Origin of the sequence: Leptospira kobayashii (assembly GCF_003114835.2) — a bacterium.
In the GTDB taxonomy this organism is placed as follows: domain Bacteria; phylum Spirochaetota; class Leptospiria; order Leptospirales; family Leptospiraceae; genus Leptospira_A; species Leptospira_A kobayashii.
This window is the reverse complement of sequence record NZ_AP025028.1, coordinates 363,937-379,587: the sequence shown is the minus strand read 5'-3', so window position 1 is coordinate 379,587 and position 15,651 is coordinate 363,937. Positions and strand designations below refer to the sequence as shown.

At 42.7% G+C, this 15,651-nt stretch carries 10 protein-coding genes and 3 pseudogenes; 9 read left to right on the top strand and 4 right to left on the bottom strand.

Translation table 11 applies throughout. From position 1 onward, the window contains the following. Positions 1-132 precede the first annotated feature (132 nt). From DI077_RS19835 to DI077_RS19820, 6 genes and pseudogenes are all read left to right on the top strand, one after another. Positions 133-339, top strand: a complete 207-nt coding sequence (locus DI077_RS19835) for an AAC(3) family N-acetyltransferase (RefSeq protein WP_109022211.1) — start codon at positions 133-135, stop codon at positions 337-339. 245 nt (positions 340-584) lie between these two features. Beyond that, positions 585-2,073, top strand: a pseudogene (locus tag DI077_RS19830) (efflux RND transporter permease subunit); the annotation flags it as partial. Positions 2,074-2,273: 200 nt separating this feature from the next. Next, a pseudogene (locus DI077_RS19825) lies at positions 2,274-3,836 on the top strand (efflux RND transporter permease subunit); the annotation flags it as partial. A 340-nt stretch (positions 3,837-4,176) separates the two neighbouring features. Further along, positions 4,177-5,142 carry a hypothetical protein gene (locus DI077_RS01800; protein WP_109022022.1) on the top strand — a complete coding sequence of 322 codons (966 nt, stop codon included), beginning with the start codon at positions 4,177-4,179 and terminating at the stop codon, positions 5,140-5,142. 329 nt (positions 5,143-5,471) lie between these two features. Then, positions 5,472-6,350 (top strand): bile acid:sodium symporter family protein, encoded by an 879-nt coding sequence (locus DI077_RS01795; RefSeq protein WP_109022021.1) that lies wholly within the window; start codon positions 5,472-5,474, stop codon positions 6,348-6,350. Positions 6,351-6,375: 25 nt separating this feature from the next. Beyond that, a pseudogene (locus DI077_RS19820) lies at positions 6,376-6,504 on the top strand (Mpo1-like protein); the annotation flags it as partial. A 52-nt stretch (positions 6,505-6,556) separates the two neighbouring features. Here the strand turns inward: DI077_RS19820 and DI077_RS01790 are convergent. The 4 genes from DI077_RS01790 to DI077_RS01775 form a co-directional block, all read right to left on the bottom strand. Continuing rightward, positions 6,557-6,742, bottom strand: coding sequence for a hypothetical protein (locus tag DI077_RS01790; RefSeq protein WP_109022020.1), 186 nt, complete (start codon positions 6,740-6,742; stop codon positions 6,557-6,559). Between the two features lie 433 nt (positions 6,743-7,175). Continuing rightward, a complete protein-coding gene (locus tag DI077_RS01785) occupies positions 7,176-7,802 on the bottom strand; it encodes a hypothetical protein (RefSeq protein ID WP_109022018.1) in 627 nt (208 codons plus the stop codon). Between the two features lie 20 nt (positions 7,803-7,822). Beyond that, a complete protein-coding gene (locus tag DI077_RS01780; protein WP_109022017.1) occupies positions 7,823-8,227 on the bottom strand; it encodes a response regulator in 405 nt (134 codons plus the stop codon). Positions 8,228-8,241: 14 nt separating this feature from the next. Then, entirely contained in the window at positions 8,242-11,742 is a 3,501-nt protein-coding gene (locus DI077_RS01775; protein ID WP_109022016.1) for a PAS domain-containing protein, read from the bottom strand. Positions 11,743-12,040: 298 nt separating this feature from the next. Here DI077_RS01775 and mreC point away from each other — a divergent pair, with 298 nt between their 5' ends. From mreC to mrdA, 3 genes are read left to right on the top strand one after another with little or no spacing between them, the layout of a single operon-like run. After that, on the top strand, positions 12,041-13,204 hold the full coding sequence (mreC, locus tag DI077_RS01770) for a rod shape-determining protein MreC (RefSeq protein WP_109022015.1): 1,164 nt from the start codon (positions 12,041-12,043) through the stop codon (positions 13,202-13,204). Next, positions 13,201-13,716 carry a rod shape-determining protein MreD gene (gene mreD, locus DI077_RS01765; RefSeq protein ID WP_109022014.1) on the top strand — a complete coding sequence of 172 codons (516 nt, stop codon included), beginning with the start codon at positions 13,201-13,203 and terminating at the stop codon, positions 13,714-13,716. Before mreC ends, mreD begins: the two co-directional genes overlap by 4 nt. Further along, positions 13,713-15,650 carry a penicillin-binding protein 2 gene (mrdA, locus tag DI077_RS01760; RefSeq protein WP_109022013.1) on the top strand — a complete coding sequence of 646 codons (1,938 nt, stop codon included), beginning with the start codon at positions 13,713-13,715 and terminating at the stop codon, positions 15,648-15,650. Before mreD ends, mrdA begins: the two co-directional genes overlap by 4 nt. Position 15,651 lies beyond the last annotated feature (1 nt).

The following is a 15,651-nucleotide window of genomic DNA, read 5'->3' as shown; positions in this document are numbered from 1 at the left end:
CCATATTTCCCCAGATGGAACAATACCTTGCTTGTCCCGATGATGCACCGGACAAAACGTCCTATGTCAATAGGAAAAATCCGTCGCTAAGAAAACAATGTCAAGTTAAACTGGAAATATCTTTCCTTCGAGCTGAAACATTCGCCTGCGTCTTACGATCACGAAATACTAACAGATATCATTCGAACTTGGCCGGGAGCCGTTCGCTCTCTCAATCCCGGTGCTTCTACGATTGCAATCGGACCTCTGGCAAAATGCCCGATGATTATTTTCCGCAAATCACGAAAAGTTACATCACATCCGGCTTCGCACGATTCCGAAAGTTCGGACAATCACTAAAAGATCCGGACCATTATGTCAAACTGCAAAACATTCGTGATCCGAATGCATCATTAAACATAAGTTTTACGGCACACTATCGGAAAATTTCTTCCAATCCCGCTTTTTTTACAGTCTAATACACTCGCCCCCATTAAAGAACCGATCAAAGATCTGTTTAAAGTTGACCACCTGGTCAGCATTGATTTTTATTTGCCTTGCCGAGCCTCGGGGAAAACTATGTTTTTAGACCTTTGGAGAATAAGATGAGCTTTGCTGAGCTTTCGATAAAAAGACCAATTTTCATTACCTGTACCATCGTTTTGATTCTGATTACGGGTTATCTGTCCTTAAACAAATTGGGAGTCGACTTATTCCCCAATATTACAATTCCGGTGGTAACAGTCACCGTTCCTTATCCGGGAGCCGCACCGAACGAGATTGAAACCCTCATTGCAAAACCGGTTGAAGACGAATTATCCACTATCTCCGGGGTCAAAAGAATCAAATCCATCTGTAACGAAGGTTTGGGAACCGTGGTTGTGGAATTCACAATGGAAACGGATGTGAAATATGCGGAACAGCAAGTTCGGGACAAAATTTCTGCCGTAAAACCAAAGTTACCCGATGATGCCAAAGAACCTATCATCCGAAGAATTGATCCCGCGGATCAACCGATTATCATTTTAGCTTTAAAAGCCGACCTTCCCGAAGCGGCAATTTATGATATTGCAAACGAAGAGATCAAACAGATTCTTCTTACTACAAAAGACGTGGGAAACATCACTATCTACGGAGGCCGCAAAAGAGAAATCCATGTAGAGTTGGATCGGGACAAATTGAAATCCCATATGATCTCGGCTTCCATGGTTTCCAATCGTTTGGCTTCCGGCGGAACCAACATCCCTGCAGGTAAGGTAAGTCGTTCCGATAAAGAATTGGTTTACAGAACCATCAATGAATTCAAATCACCCGACGAAATCAGAGATACCCCTCTATCACTTTTCGGAAACGAAGTTCCGGTCAAAATCGGTCAACTGGGAGAAGTGAGGGACACGATGGAAGACGAAGCTTCCCGTGCTTACTTTAACGGAGATAAGGCGGTCTTCCTTTTGGTTTACAAACAGTCCGGTGCCAACACGGTCGCGGTTGCAAAGGATATCAAAAAGAGAGCGGCCGAAATCAATAAGGATCTGCAACGCAGACAAGGCTCCCTCTTTCTTGCCATTGCAAACGATAACTCCATTGCCATCGAAGACAACATTTACGACGTAAACGAAACCATTTTCATCGGTATCGTTCTTACTATCATCGTTGTTTTGCTCTTTTTGGGAAGCGTCCGTTCCACATTGATCACCGGTCTTGCATTACCGAACTCTTTGTTAGGTGCTTTTATCCTGATGGCGATTGCGGGATTTACGGTAAACGTGATGACACTCCTCGCTTTGAGTTTGGCGGTAGGTCTTCTCATTGACGATGCGATTGTGGTCAGGGAAAATATTTTCCGCCATAGAGAGATGGGAAAAACGGCAAGGCAAGCCTCCATCGACGGAACCAAAGAAGTAACTCTTGCGGTCATCGCAACCACTATGGCGGTCATTGCGGTGTTTATGCCGATCGCATTTATCAGCGGTGTTGTGGGTCAGTTCTTACGGGAATTCGGACTTACCATTTGTTTTGCCCTATTGATTTCATTGTATGATGCACTTACCATCGCACCGATGCTTTCCGCTTACTTCGGAGGAGCCGTTGCAAGTCATGGTGGTGGCCACGGAGGAAGTCATTCTCCGGCGGAAGCAACTGCCAATTCCAAGTCCAAGAAAAAAGCCCAGGAAGAACAGTCAACTTTCCCGATAGCTCCCAAGGAACGAGGACGGGTTGCACAAATATTTTATCTCATACTGACTCCTCTTCGTATCATAGGAAATATTTTGAATTTCGGATTGGAGAAAGTGCTCGGGGTATTCAACAGATTTCAATCCTGGTTGGAAAATGTTTATGCTAAGATTTTGGTATTCACTCTTAAGTTTCCGATTTTAATCATCGCGGCCGCTCTGTTTTTATTCGTGTTCAGTATTTTCCTCACCAAGTATGTTCCGAAAACTTTCTTACCTGCACAAGACCAAGGAAAGTTTCAGGTTACATTGGATATGCCTCCGGGCACTTCCGTTGAAAAAATGGCGGAAGTGGCAAAGGAAGTGTATGGAAAAATTTCCGCTCATAAAGAAACGAAACAAGTAGCGATGTTCAATACAAACCGAACCACTTCCATGTTCGTTGAAATGGTCCCTTCCAAACAAAGAAAGGTAAACACAAGCCAATTCAAAGACGTACTCAGAAAGGAATTGGCAATCACTCATCCTTACGCGACACCGATTGTCAAAGACATTGATAACGTTGGTGGCGGGCAAAGACCGTTCGTTGTGGTAGTAAGCGGACAAGATGGAGCGGAAGTTTTGGATTACGGTTTGAAGTTTTTAGAAAGACTTAAAAAATCCAAAGCCCTGTTAGACGTGGATACAAGTTACAGAGCAGGATCACCGGAATTCCGGGTGATTCCGGATCGTTCCAAAGAAGTACTTCTCGGAATTCCCGGTTCTGCCATCGGTATGGAACTCAGAACTCTGATTGAAGGAACTACTCCTGCCGTGTATAGAGAAAACGGAGTGGAGTATGATATCCGGGTCCGACTCAAAGAAGGACAAAGAAACTTAAAAGAAAGTTTCTATCAATCTTACGTTCCTAACTTCAACAACATCATGATCCCGATTAAAAACGTGGCCACTTCCGAAGAGACTACCGGTCTTGCTACGATCAACCGGTTGAACAGAAATCAATCTTTGGAAATCTACGCAGACATGGCTCCCGACGGGCCGGGGATGGGAGGAGCGATGGAAGAGATTGCCAAGATCACTTCGACAGAACTTCCTATTCCTCCGAAAGTGAAGATTAATTATCTGGGACAAGCGGAAAACTTCAAAGAGTTGGGTTCTTCCATGGCGATTGCAATGGGTCTGGGAATCTTATTCATATACATCGTTCTCTCTTCCCTTTATGAAAGTTTCATCACTCCGATTGCGATCATGTTGGTTTTACCGTTAGCGTTATGCGGTGCCTTCATCGCTCTCTTTCTCGCAAACGAATCCATGAACCTATTCTCCATGATCGCACTCATCATGTTAATTGGTGTCGCCACCAAAAACTCCATCTTGCTCGTGGATTTTACAAATCAGTTGATCCAACAAGGAACGGAGATGAAGGCGGCGATCATCGAAGCGGGTAGAGAAAGACTTCGTCCGATTCTTATGACCTCTTTCGCGTTAGTTGCCGGATTTTTACCGATTGCGATCGGCTTGAACGAAGCATCCAAACAAAGAACCAGTATGGGTGTGGCGCTCATCGGCGGGGTTATCTCTTCAACACTGCTCACTCTGATTGTGGTACCTGCCGCATTCTCCTATATAGAAAAATTGAACAATTTCGTAAGAAGAAATTCTCCAAACCCCGACGCTAAGTAAAAACAAACTGACCGCCTTTTCCCTTCGGGGAAGAGGCCTTGAGCCTCGAACAAAACCTCCAACTAACAACCCATTTCTCGGGTTTCCGTTGGAGATTCTATTTTCACAACCACCGCCATTCTCACTTCCAATCCGGTTTTTGGGCGCCATTTCCGGCTCTACACTCCAATCTTCGCATACGCGAAGGATTTCCGTTGCGATCCGGGGCGCGGGCCGGCATCGAATTTAATATTCCTGTATTCTGATATTCTAATTTTTTTAAACACCCTGATTTTTCAATTGCACCTTACTTCAAGTTATATTAATACCATCTAATCCAACAATAGGTGGTAATAATACAATGAGCGGAATACACTGGAATACGGCAGATTATCTGCAAATACTGACTCCGAATGACCTAAGATTCATCGACGGCAGAATCAAAACACATGGCTCGGGAAGCCCGGAAGGAGTACTCACAGCCGTACTGGGATCGGAATATACCGATACTGCGACAGGCTCATTGTATCTGAAGACGTCCGGGTCAGGCAATACGGGTTGGTCTCTGATTGCCGTCGGAAGTAGCACATCTGTTCTCCCTGGCACCATCATCGCCCATGTCAGTTCTTCACAAAGCGGGTATTTGCTTTGCGACGGCACTGAAGTTTCCCGATCAACTTACAGTAGTCTTTTTGGAGTCATGCCAAATGCAAGTGCTACGGTGACGATAGCCCTTGGATCTCCTTGTGTTGTCACTTGGACTTCCAACGTACTTACCACAGGAAGCCAGGTTCAATTTTCATCAACGGGAGTCCTTCCTTCAGGAATTACAGCAGATCTTCCTTACTTTGTCGGAGTTGTCACTCCAGGGTCTACGTTTCGTTTATATGGTTCCTTAGCGGACGCAATGAGTTCAAATTCTCCCCTTGATGCTTCAGGAACTCCGAGTGGGACAATCACTGCGACCACCTACTTTTATGGAAACGGAGACGGTTCTACCACGTTCAATCTTCCGAATTTACAAGGACTTGTTCCACGGGGAATCGGACAAACAAGCGGGTTTACGAATAACCCTACCATCGGAATCGGTGAACTTACAGAGGATCAGTTTCAAGCTCATATTTTTCAGGTTTCTAGATATGGCGTAGTCGGAGCAAATTCAACTGCATCCATAGCATTAGGGGGCGGTAATTATCAATCCACAACCCAGGAATTAACCGGATTTTTTGCCGATACCATTTTGGAAACAGGTTCAAATGGGACTCCGCGCATTGGTCCCGAAACACGAGGCAAATCTCTGGGAGTTTATTTTTTAATCAAAACTTGACCGGAGAACATAAGCTAACTTTTGTTACTTAAATATTTCGTTTTCAAGATAGATTATTTTTCGGAATCGCCCTCTCTTATATAAATAGGAGAGGGTGTCGGTAAAAAAGATTGTTCCTTCCCGAAGCAAAGTTATCTATTTGTCTATTGTGGAAAGCGACTACTACTTCACTCACGAGTCCGCCTATCAGACTATAGGAAGCTTACGCCTTAATTTCAAAATAAAGTTATCAATGTTCTTGACTTAAAAAAAGAAAGACTTAGTCTATTCGGGCAAGTTTTCCCCAAGTTAAAATCGAATCCCAATTCTATTCTCATAAGGAGTTTGCAATGGGTTCCACTTCTTTTTTCGTCACTTATCTTCTTCCCGGAGCGCTTGCGCTGATCATGTTCGGATTGGGTCTCTCCCTTACCGTCGCGGATTTTGCCAGAGTGGTACGTTTTCCTAAATCGGTAGTGATCGGTTTGGTTTGCCAAATGTTTCTTCTACCTTTATTCGGCCTTGGTATCTGTCATGCTTTCGGATTATCTCCGGAACTCTCGATCGGGGTTATGATTCTTGCCGCAAGCCCCGGGGGAGTCGCGGCCAATCTTTTTTCCCATTTCGCCAAAGGTGATGTAGCACTCAACCTCACACTAACGGCAGTTAATAGCGTACTTGCCGCAGTCACTCTTCCTTTGATTGTCAACTTTTCCATTAGTTATTTTTCGGATGGAAATCAATCGATAGGACTTCAGTTCCAAAAAACGATCGAAGTATTTTTTATTATTTTGATTCCGGTTGTATTCGGAATGTTCGGAAAAAAACACTTTCCCAACTTTGCGGAAAAAATGGACAAACCTGTTCGGATTTTTTCTTTTATATTTTTGTTCGTGATCATTGCCGCTACGATTGCAAAAGAAAAACATAGGATTGTGGACGCATTGATCCAAGTGGGCATACCGGTTTACCTATTTAATATTCTAAGTCTGGCAACCGGATACATTCTTCCTTTGTTGGCAAAAGTAAGGGACAAGGAAGCCATCGCGATTTCCATGGAAGTGGGAATTCATAACGGAACTCTTGCCGTCTATGTAGCTATTTCTCTTTTGGGTTCTTATGAACTCGCGTTACCTGCGGCGGTTTACAGTATATTTATGTTTAAAACAGCAGGTATCTTTACCGCAATTCTGATCAAAAGAAACAAAGAGGTATCTAACGTCAGCTAACGAACATAAGCTCGAAAAGTTTTCCGATTTTAATCTATTTTATCTGACCCAACACCGCAACCCGACTTGCAGAACGTTTCATGCAATCGGAACCAGTTTGGTAATCATTACATTTTTCCATGTAATCTGGACGGGGTACTCCAGAAATACATAACCCGGTCGGAATCCCAGGAAGATTCCGGAAACAGAAATTAGACTGAGAGCAATTAAGGAGTTTCTTCCGTTGTTTTTTCTTCGGTTCCCGGATTTTCAGAAACTTCCGAAGTTGTTTCGGGATTTTCTTCCCCCGGAGTCGCAGGTTTATTTAACTTTTTTTGACGTTTTTCTTCCTGTTTCTTCTTCTTAGCTATATCTTTCTGACGTTTTTCAAACGAATAGTTATTTTTGGCCAATCTTTCATCCTTTATGTATCACTTGCAAAATCTTCATCTATGATCTTCTTAGACTGAGTATCTATAGCAAATTACCTTCGCTTTTTTCCATAAATGCAAATGGCTTTTTATTTGATTTATAATAAATTTTAAATATTGGATTGTTTGAGGTTAAATTCCCGGAAAACGATGGCTTTTAGCCGGCGGTTTTGTCATTTCTCAGTAGAATCGGGATTGCCGGATCCGAATCTAACTGCCCAAAAATAGTAAGGTCTTCGTTATGTTATTCAAACAAAGCCATCTGGCAGAAATCCGATCCGGAAATATTCCTCTCGCGTTTCGCAAATGGGAAAAAACCTTCCGTGAAAGAAGACAGTCGCATAAAAACAAACGTAGGTTTGGTGGAATTCGTATCCATTGCTATGACCGAAGAAAACCAAATCACGACAACGGATCAAAATTGAAATCTAATTTTGTCTTTTGCCATTTTCAAGTCGAGATAGTTAGGCCGGTCTAATATTTTATTTTTATCAAACTGTAAAATATATCTTCTTGTTTTCCTGTTCTGATCGAAGACCGGTTGTTTGGGTGTAAGATTGAAATATTCATATTGCATGGACTTGCCGGCGGAAAAATCATTCTTATTGTTTTTTTCATTCTCTCCCGAATGATCGTAATTATAAAAAATAAGTAATTTTCCCATCGAATGATTCAAATAAACTTCCCCAAGTTCGAAAAGATTTTTGGTATAGGGATTTTCGAATTCAATGACAAGAAAGAAAACATATTTTGAAAAATCCAAATTCAACTTAGACGCGAGGATGGGATCTGTTTGATTCTTAGTATCCCGGAGGATAAGATCGAATTGTTCCGTTGTTAAAATCCGATAGACCCGGCAGCGATGTTTTAAACTGAGACTCTGTTTCTCTTCTTCAATAAACGGATTTTTAATTTCATAGTCGGAAGAAAGACCTGGGGAAACGGTTTGAACGGAAGAACAATGAATGAAAACTAATGCGATATATGGAACGGATCTTACCAAACCGGTTAAAACGGAATGTAAATTGAATCGCAAATCCATACTTTAACAGACATAAAACCTTACTTATTGCAACAAACTCTCACTGCTTCCATCAATTGAGCCGGATCCCAGGGTTTTGGTAACACTGCATAAGTGCCTGCTTCCTTTTTCACACGTGCTACTGCGGCTTCATCGATATGACCTGTGATCATAATAGATTGAATCTCGGGATACTTTTTGTGAATGGAAATCAAAAACTCATCCCCTTTGATGCCGGGCATAAGCCAATCTGACAAAATCAAAATCACATTCACACCGGTGCCGACTAACTCATCTATAACGGTTAAAGCTTCACTTGCGTTGAGCGCAACTTCGTATTGAAACTCATTTCCGAATTGTTTCTTTAACTCTTGTTTCAGTGCAATCAGAATGATGGGCTCATCATCAACACATAGAATCGCACTTTGTTCTAAAGTAGTATCCATCAATAAAAGTCCTTTTAAATAGATGACGAGGCGGATTTCAGAAAAACACTGAATTTTGTTCTACCGGGAGAACTTTCAAATTCGATTTTCCCGCCTAGCTTCTCAACAATCTTCTTTGAAATATCCAATCCTAGTCCGATTCCTTCTCCGTGTTTTTTGGTGGTAAAAAACGGTTCAAAGATTTTATCTTTGATCTCATCTGCAATCCCCGTTCCCGAATCAATGAAGGAAGTTACAATCCAAGAATCCTGTTTTTCAACGCGAATTTCCAGTCTGCCCTCGTAATTCATAGACTGCAAACCATTATTTAATAAATTAATCCACACTTGATTCAATTTATTTCCATTACCCATACATCGATCCGTTGCCAGAAAGTTTTTAACCACTTCCACTCCGTATTTGATTTTACCGTGATAAAGAGTGAGGATCGATTCAATCTCGCTGATGATATCTACCGAAGTAATCTCTTCTTCTTTGGCATTGCCATCGGGATTCAAATAATTTTTCAAAGCTTCCACGACATGGGATGCTTTCCCGGTCGCAACAGAGATAACATTGCTTAAACGAACAATCGTCGACAAAGAAGAAACGGCTTTTAGGATTTCCAGATTCTTTTCCGTATTCAAAAGCTCTGTCAATTCTTCACCTAAACGGTAAACACCAAGATCCATCACGGTATCCGCAAGATTATCGTAATTTTTTATTCCTGCCGATTTGAAAGATTGTATGAATTGTTTTTTGATCGCTCGATTGGGTAGGCTTTCTGAAATAGTAGCATCTTTTAAACTTTCCGCAAGAATCACTTTGAATTTTTTGGAGTCTTCTTCATTCAGACCTGATAGAAAATCGGGGATGTCTTTCAGTTCATTATTCAAGATTCCCAGTATCGCCCGATTAGAAGAAACAATCGCCCCCAAAGGAGTGTTCAATTCATGAGTCATTCCGGCAGCTAACTGTCCTAAGGCTGCAAGCTTTTCCGATAATAAGAGCTGATCTTGGGTTTCTTCCAATTCTTTCATCACTCTTTTTTGATCTTGAATCGAAAGTACCAAATCTTCGTTCGATTTTTTAAGTTCTTCCGTTCTGATTTCGATCTTTCGTTCCAGATTGGCATTCAAGTCGAGTATGGCTTCCTCGATATGTTTTCTTTCCGTAACATCCACCATAACTCCGCGAAGCCATTCTGCTTTTCCATCGGATGAAATTACCTTTACCAAATCATGAAGCCAAACAACTCTACCGTCTTTACAAATAAATCTGTATTCGAAATCATGCGCTTCCAAACGACCTGTGCAGGAAACACAATATTCCACCGCCCTTTCCCGATCATCAGGGTGCAAATGATTTGCCCAAAATCCGGGTTCTTTCCATTCTTCTACGGTATAACCTAACATATTTTCCACTTGCTGACTTACGAACGTAAACGTAAAAGTAACCGCATCCGCTTCCCAAACGATTCCGGGAGTAGTATCTACCAGATCACGAAATTTTCTTTGGCTGGAGAGAAGTGCTTCTTCCGATTTTTTTTGTTCCGTAATATCACGGGCAACACCGATGACGTTATCAAAAAGACCGTCTTCATTCTGAATGGCAAAACCATTGTCTTGAATCCAACGGATCTCTCCGTCAGGTCTAAGGATACGGTATTCCTGATTATAAACTCCGATCCCTTGCGATGCGCTTGCCTTTCTAGCCTTCTCCCTGTCTTCCGGATGAATTGCATCCAACCATGTGTGAGGATCCGCATAAAGACTTTCGCAAGTCCTTCCCCAAACTTTTTCGTAAGCTTGGTTGATGTACAATAACTGTTTTTTATCAATTGTAGTGATCCAAAAAACTTCCTGCACATTCTCTGCAAATTTGCGGAACCTTTCTTCACTCGTTTTGGTTCTATGAAACGATTCATGAAGTTGTTCCGCCATATGATTGAAAGAAGAGGAAAGAGCACCTAACTCTTCCAAACGGCTAGGAGGAACCCTTTGGCTCAGATCTCCCAATGCGATTGCCTGGCTCGCACTTGCAATCCTTTGGATCGGCGTCGCAACAATTCCCGCAAGAATGACTGCAACAAGCAGGGATAAAGTCAAAGCAATCGCGAATACCATCGCCGACTGGCTGTTACCTGCACGAACTCCTTCCAGATAATAGGCCGCCGGCATCGCAGTGACTACAAGCCAGTCTATGTTCTTAGTTACATCCTTGTAAGGGGATACTTGAGTAAGCCATGTTTCCTTGGAAAGGGGTTTTGCGGTAACTATATCAAACCGGAATTGGTGGGTATTTTCCAACAGAATCAAGTTCCCGAAGTTATGATTTAAATTCCGAACCGCATTCCGAATGACCAAATCCCCGCTATTCGCCGCGGGAACAGGTTGATCCGTATTTTGAATCACTTCCCGCGAAGAAGCGATCAACATACCCGACCGATTGATGATAAAAGCGCGTCCATTTTCCGAAATGCTTGTTTTCCAAAGCAAACGGTTGATATCATTCTGATTTGGAATCTCGTTTTTCCATTCCGGTTTGTTTAAATAATTGTCCAAACGAAGACGAATGTGATCTGAAATTTCTTCATGGAGACGGCAGGCAAGTTTGTCCGCGGCAGTTTGCGAACTGGTCAAAGTCAAATAAGCCGTTGTTGCCACCATCACCAGAACCAAAACAATGAAAGGTGTAACAAGAAAAATGCGGATGGGCATTCTTCCTTGTTCATTCCGGTTTATATCTTTTAAAACCTCGCCTATACCGCTTTCCCAAACCCATTCTTTATAACTGATCAGCAGTTCTTTTACATGGCCGGGAATCTCCGCCCAGAACATCCCGTATCTTTTTGCCAAAGGGAAAGCAACTAACATTGCAAAGGGTGCAATCGCCCAAGTGATGGCTGTCGTAAAAAACAAAGCAGGTGTTATATTGCGATAGGAAATTTCCGATGTAAATTGTTCGGAACAGAGATAACCCCAAAGAACCGGTTCGATTGTAAGAAAAACAAAAACAAAAAGAATATACTTTATCCAGGTTTTGATTTTTCGAAAATCCGGGTCTCTTCCGATTACCTGATAGGCGACCCAAAAGCAGGAAGGATTGATGAAATAGCCTAAAATCCAATCTCCCAAAAACTCAGGCGGAACTCCCTCGATCAGATCGGAAAGCCCATAGGCAAACGGCACTGCAATCAATGCGGGGTATCCGAATAAGACAATGCAGAGAAATACGGATAGATCCTTGAGGGATTCGAAAGTTTGGGCTCCCGGAACAAGAACGATAAAGGAACCGAGAAATCCGGTAACGAAAATCAGGATAAAGGTAAAAACGATGCTAAGGACGGCTCTTTCATCCCAGGCTTGCCTTTCCCTTCCGAATCCCCATCTTCCCCCAGGACGAAAGGTGAAACCGCCAAATGCGGCAATCATAATGAAAATTCCTAAAATATACCCAAATCTGCCCCAAACCTCCAAAAAAGGTAAGGGAATCGAGTTAAATATGGATTCGAGCCAATTGATCGCAGTGTGCATGCCAGTTGATTTGCCTTTTCGCTCCTGAACAATAACAGACGAAAGTAATCCAGTAAAGTAGGTAAATTTTTAATGAAATAAATTGCTAGCGTCTTTTTCTATACTTAACTGTTGTTTGTTGCAACTGTTTTTTCCAGCTGGGATAAACACCGACTCCGATGAGTAGCCGTAGGAAATCTCACCCTTATCCTACCGGTCTTTTCAGCCCTTCTATTTTCCCTCCAAAAACCGTCCCGAAAGATAACCGACTTGAAATATTCCTTCCCTTCTATTTCATGTGACATAGTATTAATACCAGATGATTTGGAACCGATTTAGCCGCAACGGAGAAGCCCTGTCTGTGGGTTTTATCATTTTATTCTCCTTCACCTCCCTGATCTGGAATGGAAATTTCATGGTCAGAGGGATCGCCAGCTTTCAAGGAGTAGGTGACTTTTTCTCAGGATCCTTCGACTCCTTCGGAAGTTTGATCAAAAGCTCCTATAATAAACTGGAATCCTTCGAAAGAGTAAGAGAAGAGAGAGACTCTTGTTTGAACGTAATGGAAGAATACAGACAACTTTCCAAAGACGTAGAACGCCTCAAGGCTGAAAATGCGATCCTGAGACAGGAATTGAACTTCCCTCTTAGAAACGATTACCCTTCCGTTCGGGCGGAGGTTTTAAGCGTTCGTCTCAATGCAATTTACAGAACCATCATTATCAATAAAGGTAGCGAATCCGGAATCAAACCTTACATGCCTGTCGTAGCACGAGCGTTAGACGAAAAAGGGAAATTTGCGGAAGCACTGGTAGGAAAAATCATCGCCGTTTCCAAAGGTTCCTCGGTGGTGCAACCGCTCATCAATTCCAATTTTTCCATGGGAGTGGCTGTTCCCGGAACCAATCTTTGGGCTTCTCTCAACGGAAACAGTGGTCGCGGAACAGATGTTTTGTTAGACTATATCGATTCGGGAATCGTAATCGATCCGAAAGCGATCGGTTCTTTCCCTAGCGGACCGGTACAAGCAACTCCGGGAAGCGCATTTTTTACGGAAGGATTCAGTAAAATCGGAAAAGCCGTTTACAGTTCGGGCGGATCGGGAGTTTTCCCGCAAGGCACTCCCGTAGGAATCATCATCGAAGAAGGACCGCGCAACGGATCGTTTAAGACGGCTTATGTGAGACCCTTCGTTGAGTTCGATAAATTATTAAATGTAATCGTAATCAAAAAACTTCCTGAAAAATGGAAGGAAGAATGGCCGGCGGAAAAAACCATTCAAATCGAAGGTCCTTATTTCGGAGAGATCGACTTTCCGAGAGAAAAAGACAGCTCGGGGAAAATTCAAACCAATACCCGCAAACAAAATCTCCCGCAAGGGCCGGGAACCGGACAAAGACCGCAGAACACCCGTAATGACTCTTCACCACCCGTTATCACAAATCCTCCTGATACAGAAACAGGAACGGAGGGCACACCATGATTTTAGATAAAGTATTCATCTTCCTAGCTATGTTACTCGCCCATTTCCTGAATGGGTCTAACATATTTGAATTGGGAAATGCGATTCGTCCCGACTTTATGATCATCGTTGTGATCTTCTTTGCCTTCCGAAAAGGAGCAATGTACGGACTCTGGCTCGGTTTTTTCGGAGGACTTCTCACGGATACTTCGTTAGGCGGAGAGATCGGCGCGGACAATGCCGTTTATTACAAGATAGGACTTCATTCTTTGTCTTATGCGATCGTAGGTTACGTCATCGGCAAAGTGACACGCAATGCTTATACTGAAAATTATATTTCAATCACGATCTATGTGATGGGATTTACCTTTTTGTCCAGAGTGATTACTTACTTTCTATTTTGGATGTTCTTTCATTCCAATCACAGTTACTCGTTTGTATATGTTTCGCTTTATAATGCGTTCATCGGTCCTGCGATTTTCTTCCTACTGACTTGGATCTTCCGACTGGAAGCGGATGAGGTAAGACAATGAGTCAATCCGCATCCGAATTCAAATTAGAAACCTCCTTTCGAAAAAGATTGTACTTTTTTACAGGATTGATTGTATTCACTCTCACCTCTTACATACTTCAGCTGTTCAATCTTCAAATCATTCAGGGAAGTGAAAACTCTCTCAAAGCGGAAAGATTTGTAAGAAGAAGCGAATCCATTCCTGCAGACAGAGGTCAAATCTTCGACAGGAATTTTCTCACTCCCGAAACTTCCCAACCTCTCGTATCCAATTCCGCCTCTTTGGATGTGATCTTAAACACAAGTTTATTCAAAAACGATCCGAAACGAATCAAAGAATTCATATACAGATTCTGTGAATCCCTTTCGATCCCGCTTGCTTATTATGAAAAGGATCTCCAGGAAAACCGGCTGATCAAAAAAATCCGAACCAGAGAACCTTTCGTGCTTCTGGAAGGGATTTCCCGAGAACAACAGGAAAGAATCCTCGTTCTGGATAATATCAATCGTTACGTATATTTGGTTTCTTCGCCAGCCCGCGTTTATCATATGGGGCCTGCACTTGCGCATGTTTCCGGTTATGTGGGAAAACCTACAACGAACGATATCCAGGAAAAAGAAATCAAATCCTATCAATTGGTGGGAAAAGGAGGAATCGAATCTCTTTATGATACGATACTTCGCGGACAGGACGGATTTCGAATTCAAAAAAGAAATACGGAAGGAAATATAGAAGAAGAAAGAGTCATCGAACATTCCGTTCCCGGCAACAACCTGATTCTAACCATTGATCGGGATATGCAGATCGCCGCTTACAAAGCGCTCAAAGGAGTGCGCGGAACGGTTTTCGCTCTTCGGCCTACAACGGGGGAAGTGCTTGCGATGGCGTCAAATCCGTCGTACGATCCGAATATTCTTTCCGGAAAAAACAAACAAGACCGCGCCAATCATTTCGCACGCGTTACAAATAATGGTGCTTTTTTAAACTTGGCCATTCAATCCAAATTTCCGCCTGCCTCCACATATAAAGTGTTAGTTGCTCTTGCGGCAATGGAGAGCGAACATAAAATCAATTTTGATCCGAAACAAACGTTTTCCTGCCCTGCCAATTTCACTTTAAAATCCACCTTCAAAGGTGTCCCCGACCAGGTATTTTATAATTGGGATAAAAAAAATCACGGCGAATTGAACTTGGCGCAAGCAATCGAAAAATCCAATTCGGTGTATTTTTACCAATTGGGTTATAAACTGGGTGCGGAACCGATTCTCGCCTACTCCAGGTTATTTGGTCTAGACAAAAGAACCGGTATCGATCTACCGGGTGAAGTAACCGGTTTTATTCCTAGTTCAGAATGGAAAAAAAGAACCTATGGAAACAAATGGTTCGATGGAGATACTGTAAACTTGTCCATCGGCCAGGGATTTCTTTCCGTAACTCCGTTGGAGATGGCCTTATTCTATATGGCAATCATCAACAACGGAAAAATTTACAAACCTTTTGTGATTTCGGAAATCAGAAGTCCTCTGGACAATTCAATCATACAAAAAACGGAACCTACCATCCTAAGGGACATTCCTCTCAAACGTTCTACTGTGGAAGCAGTGAAGGAAGGACTCTATCTGGTCGGTTATTCGGGAACCGCTTCGGGAGTATTGAACTCACCGAATTTACCGGAAATCGCGGGTAAAACGGGAACAGCTCAAACCAGAAGAAGAGGAGCATCCTCCTCCAACCATGCTTGGTTTATCGGCTATGCACCGTTCAATGCACCTCCGGAAAAACAAATCCTGGTTGCCGCCTTCGTAGAATATGGCGTAGGTGGTGCGGCATCCGCGGCACCGGCCGCAAGGGAAATTTTCAAAGCAGCATTCCCTCCGGGATCTTATCCGAGACAGGATAGAACCAGAGTCAAACCGATGGAAGAGGAAGCTCCCGTAGAAGGAGAAGCATTTTAAT

Bases quoted from the DNA above. Each gene is read 5' to 3' on its own strand.
- DI077_RS01775 (WP_109022016.1), bottom strand. From the start codon at position 11,742: ATGCACACTGCGATCAATTGGCTCGAATCCATATTTAACTCGATTCCC.
- mreC (WP_109022015.1), top strand. From the start codon at position 12,041: ATGATTTGGAACCGATTTAGCCGCAACGGAGAAGCCCTGTCTGTGGGT.
- mrdA (WP_109022013.1), top strand. From the start codon at position 13,713: ATGAGTCAATCCGCATCCGAATTCAAATTAGAAACCTCCTTTCGAAAA.
- mreD (WP_109022014.1), top strand. From the start codon at position 13,201: ATGATTTTAGATAAAGTATTCATCTTCCTAGCTATGTTACTCGCCCAT.
- DI077_RS01785 (WP_109022018.1), bottom strand. From the start codon at position 7,802: ATGGATTTGCGATTCAATTTACATTCCGTTTTAACCGGTTTGGTAAGA.
- DI077_RS01780 (WP_109022017.1), bottom strand. From the start codon at position 8,227: ATGGATACTACTTTAGAACAAAGTGCGATTCTATGTGTTGATGATGAG.
- DI077_RS01800 (WP_109022022.1), top strand. From the start codon at position 4,177: ATGAGCGGAATACACTGGAATACGGCAGATTATCTGCAAATACTGACT.
- DI077_RS01795 (WP_109022021.1), top strand. From the start codon at position 5,472: ATGGGTTCCACTTCTTTTTTCGTCACTTATCTTCTTCCCGGAGCGCTT.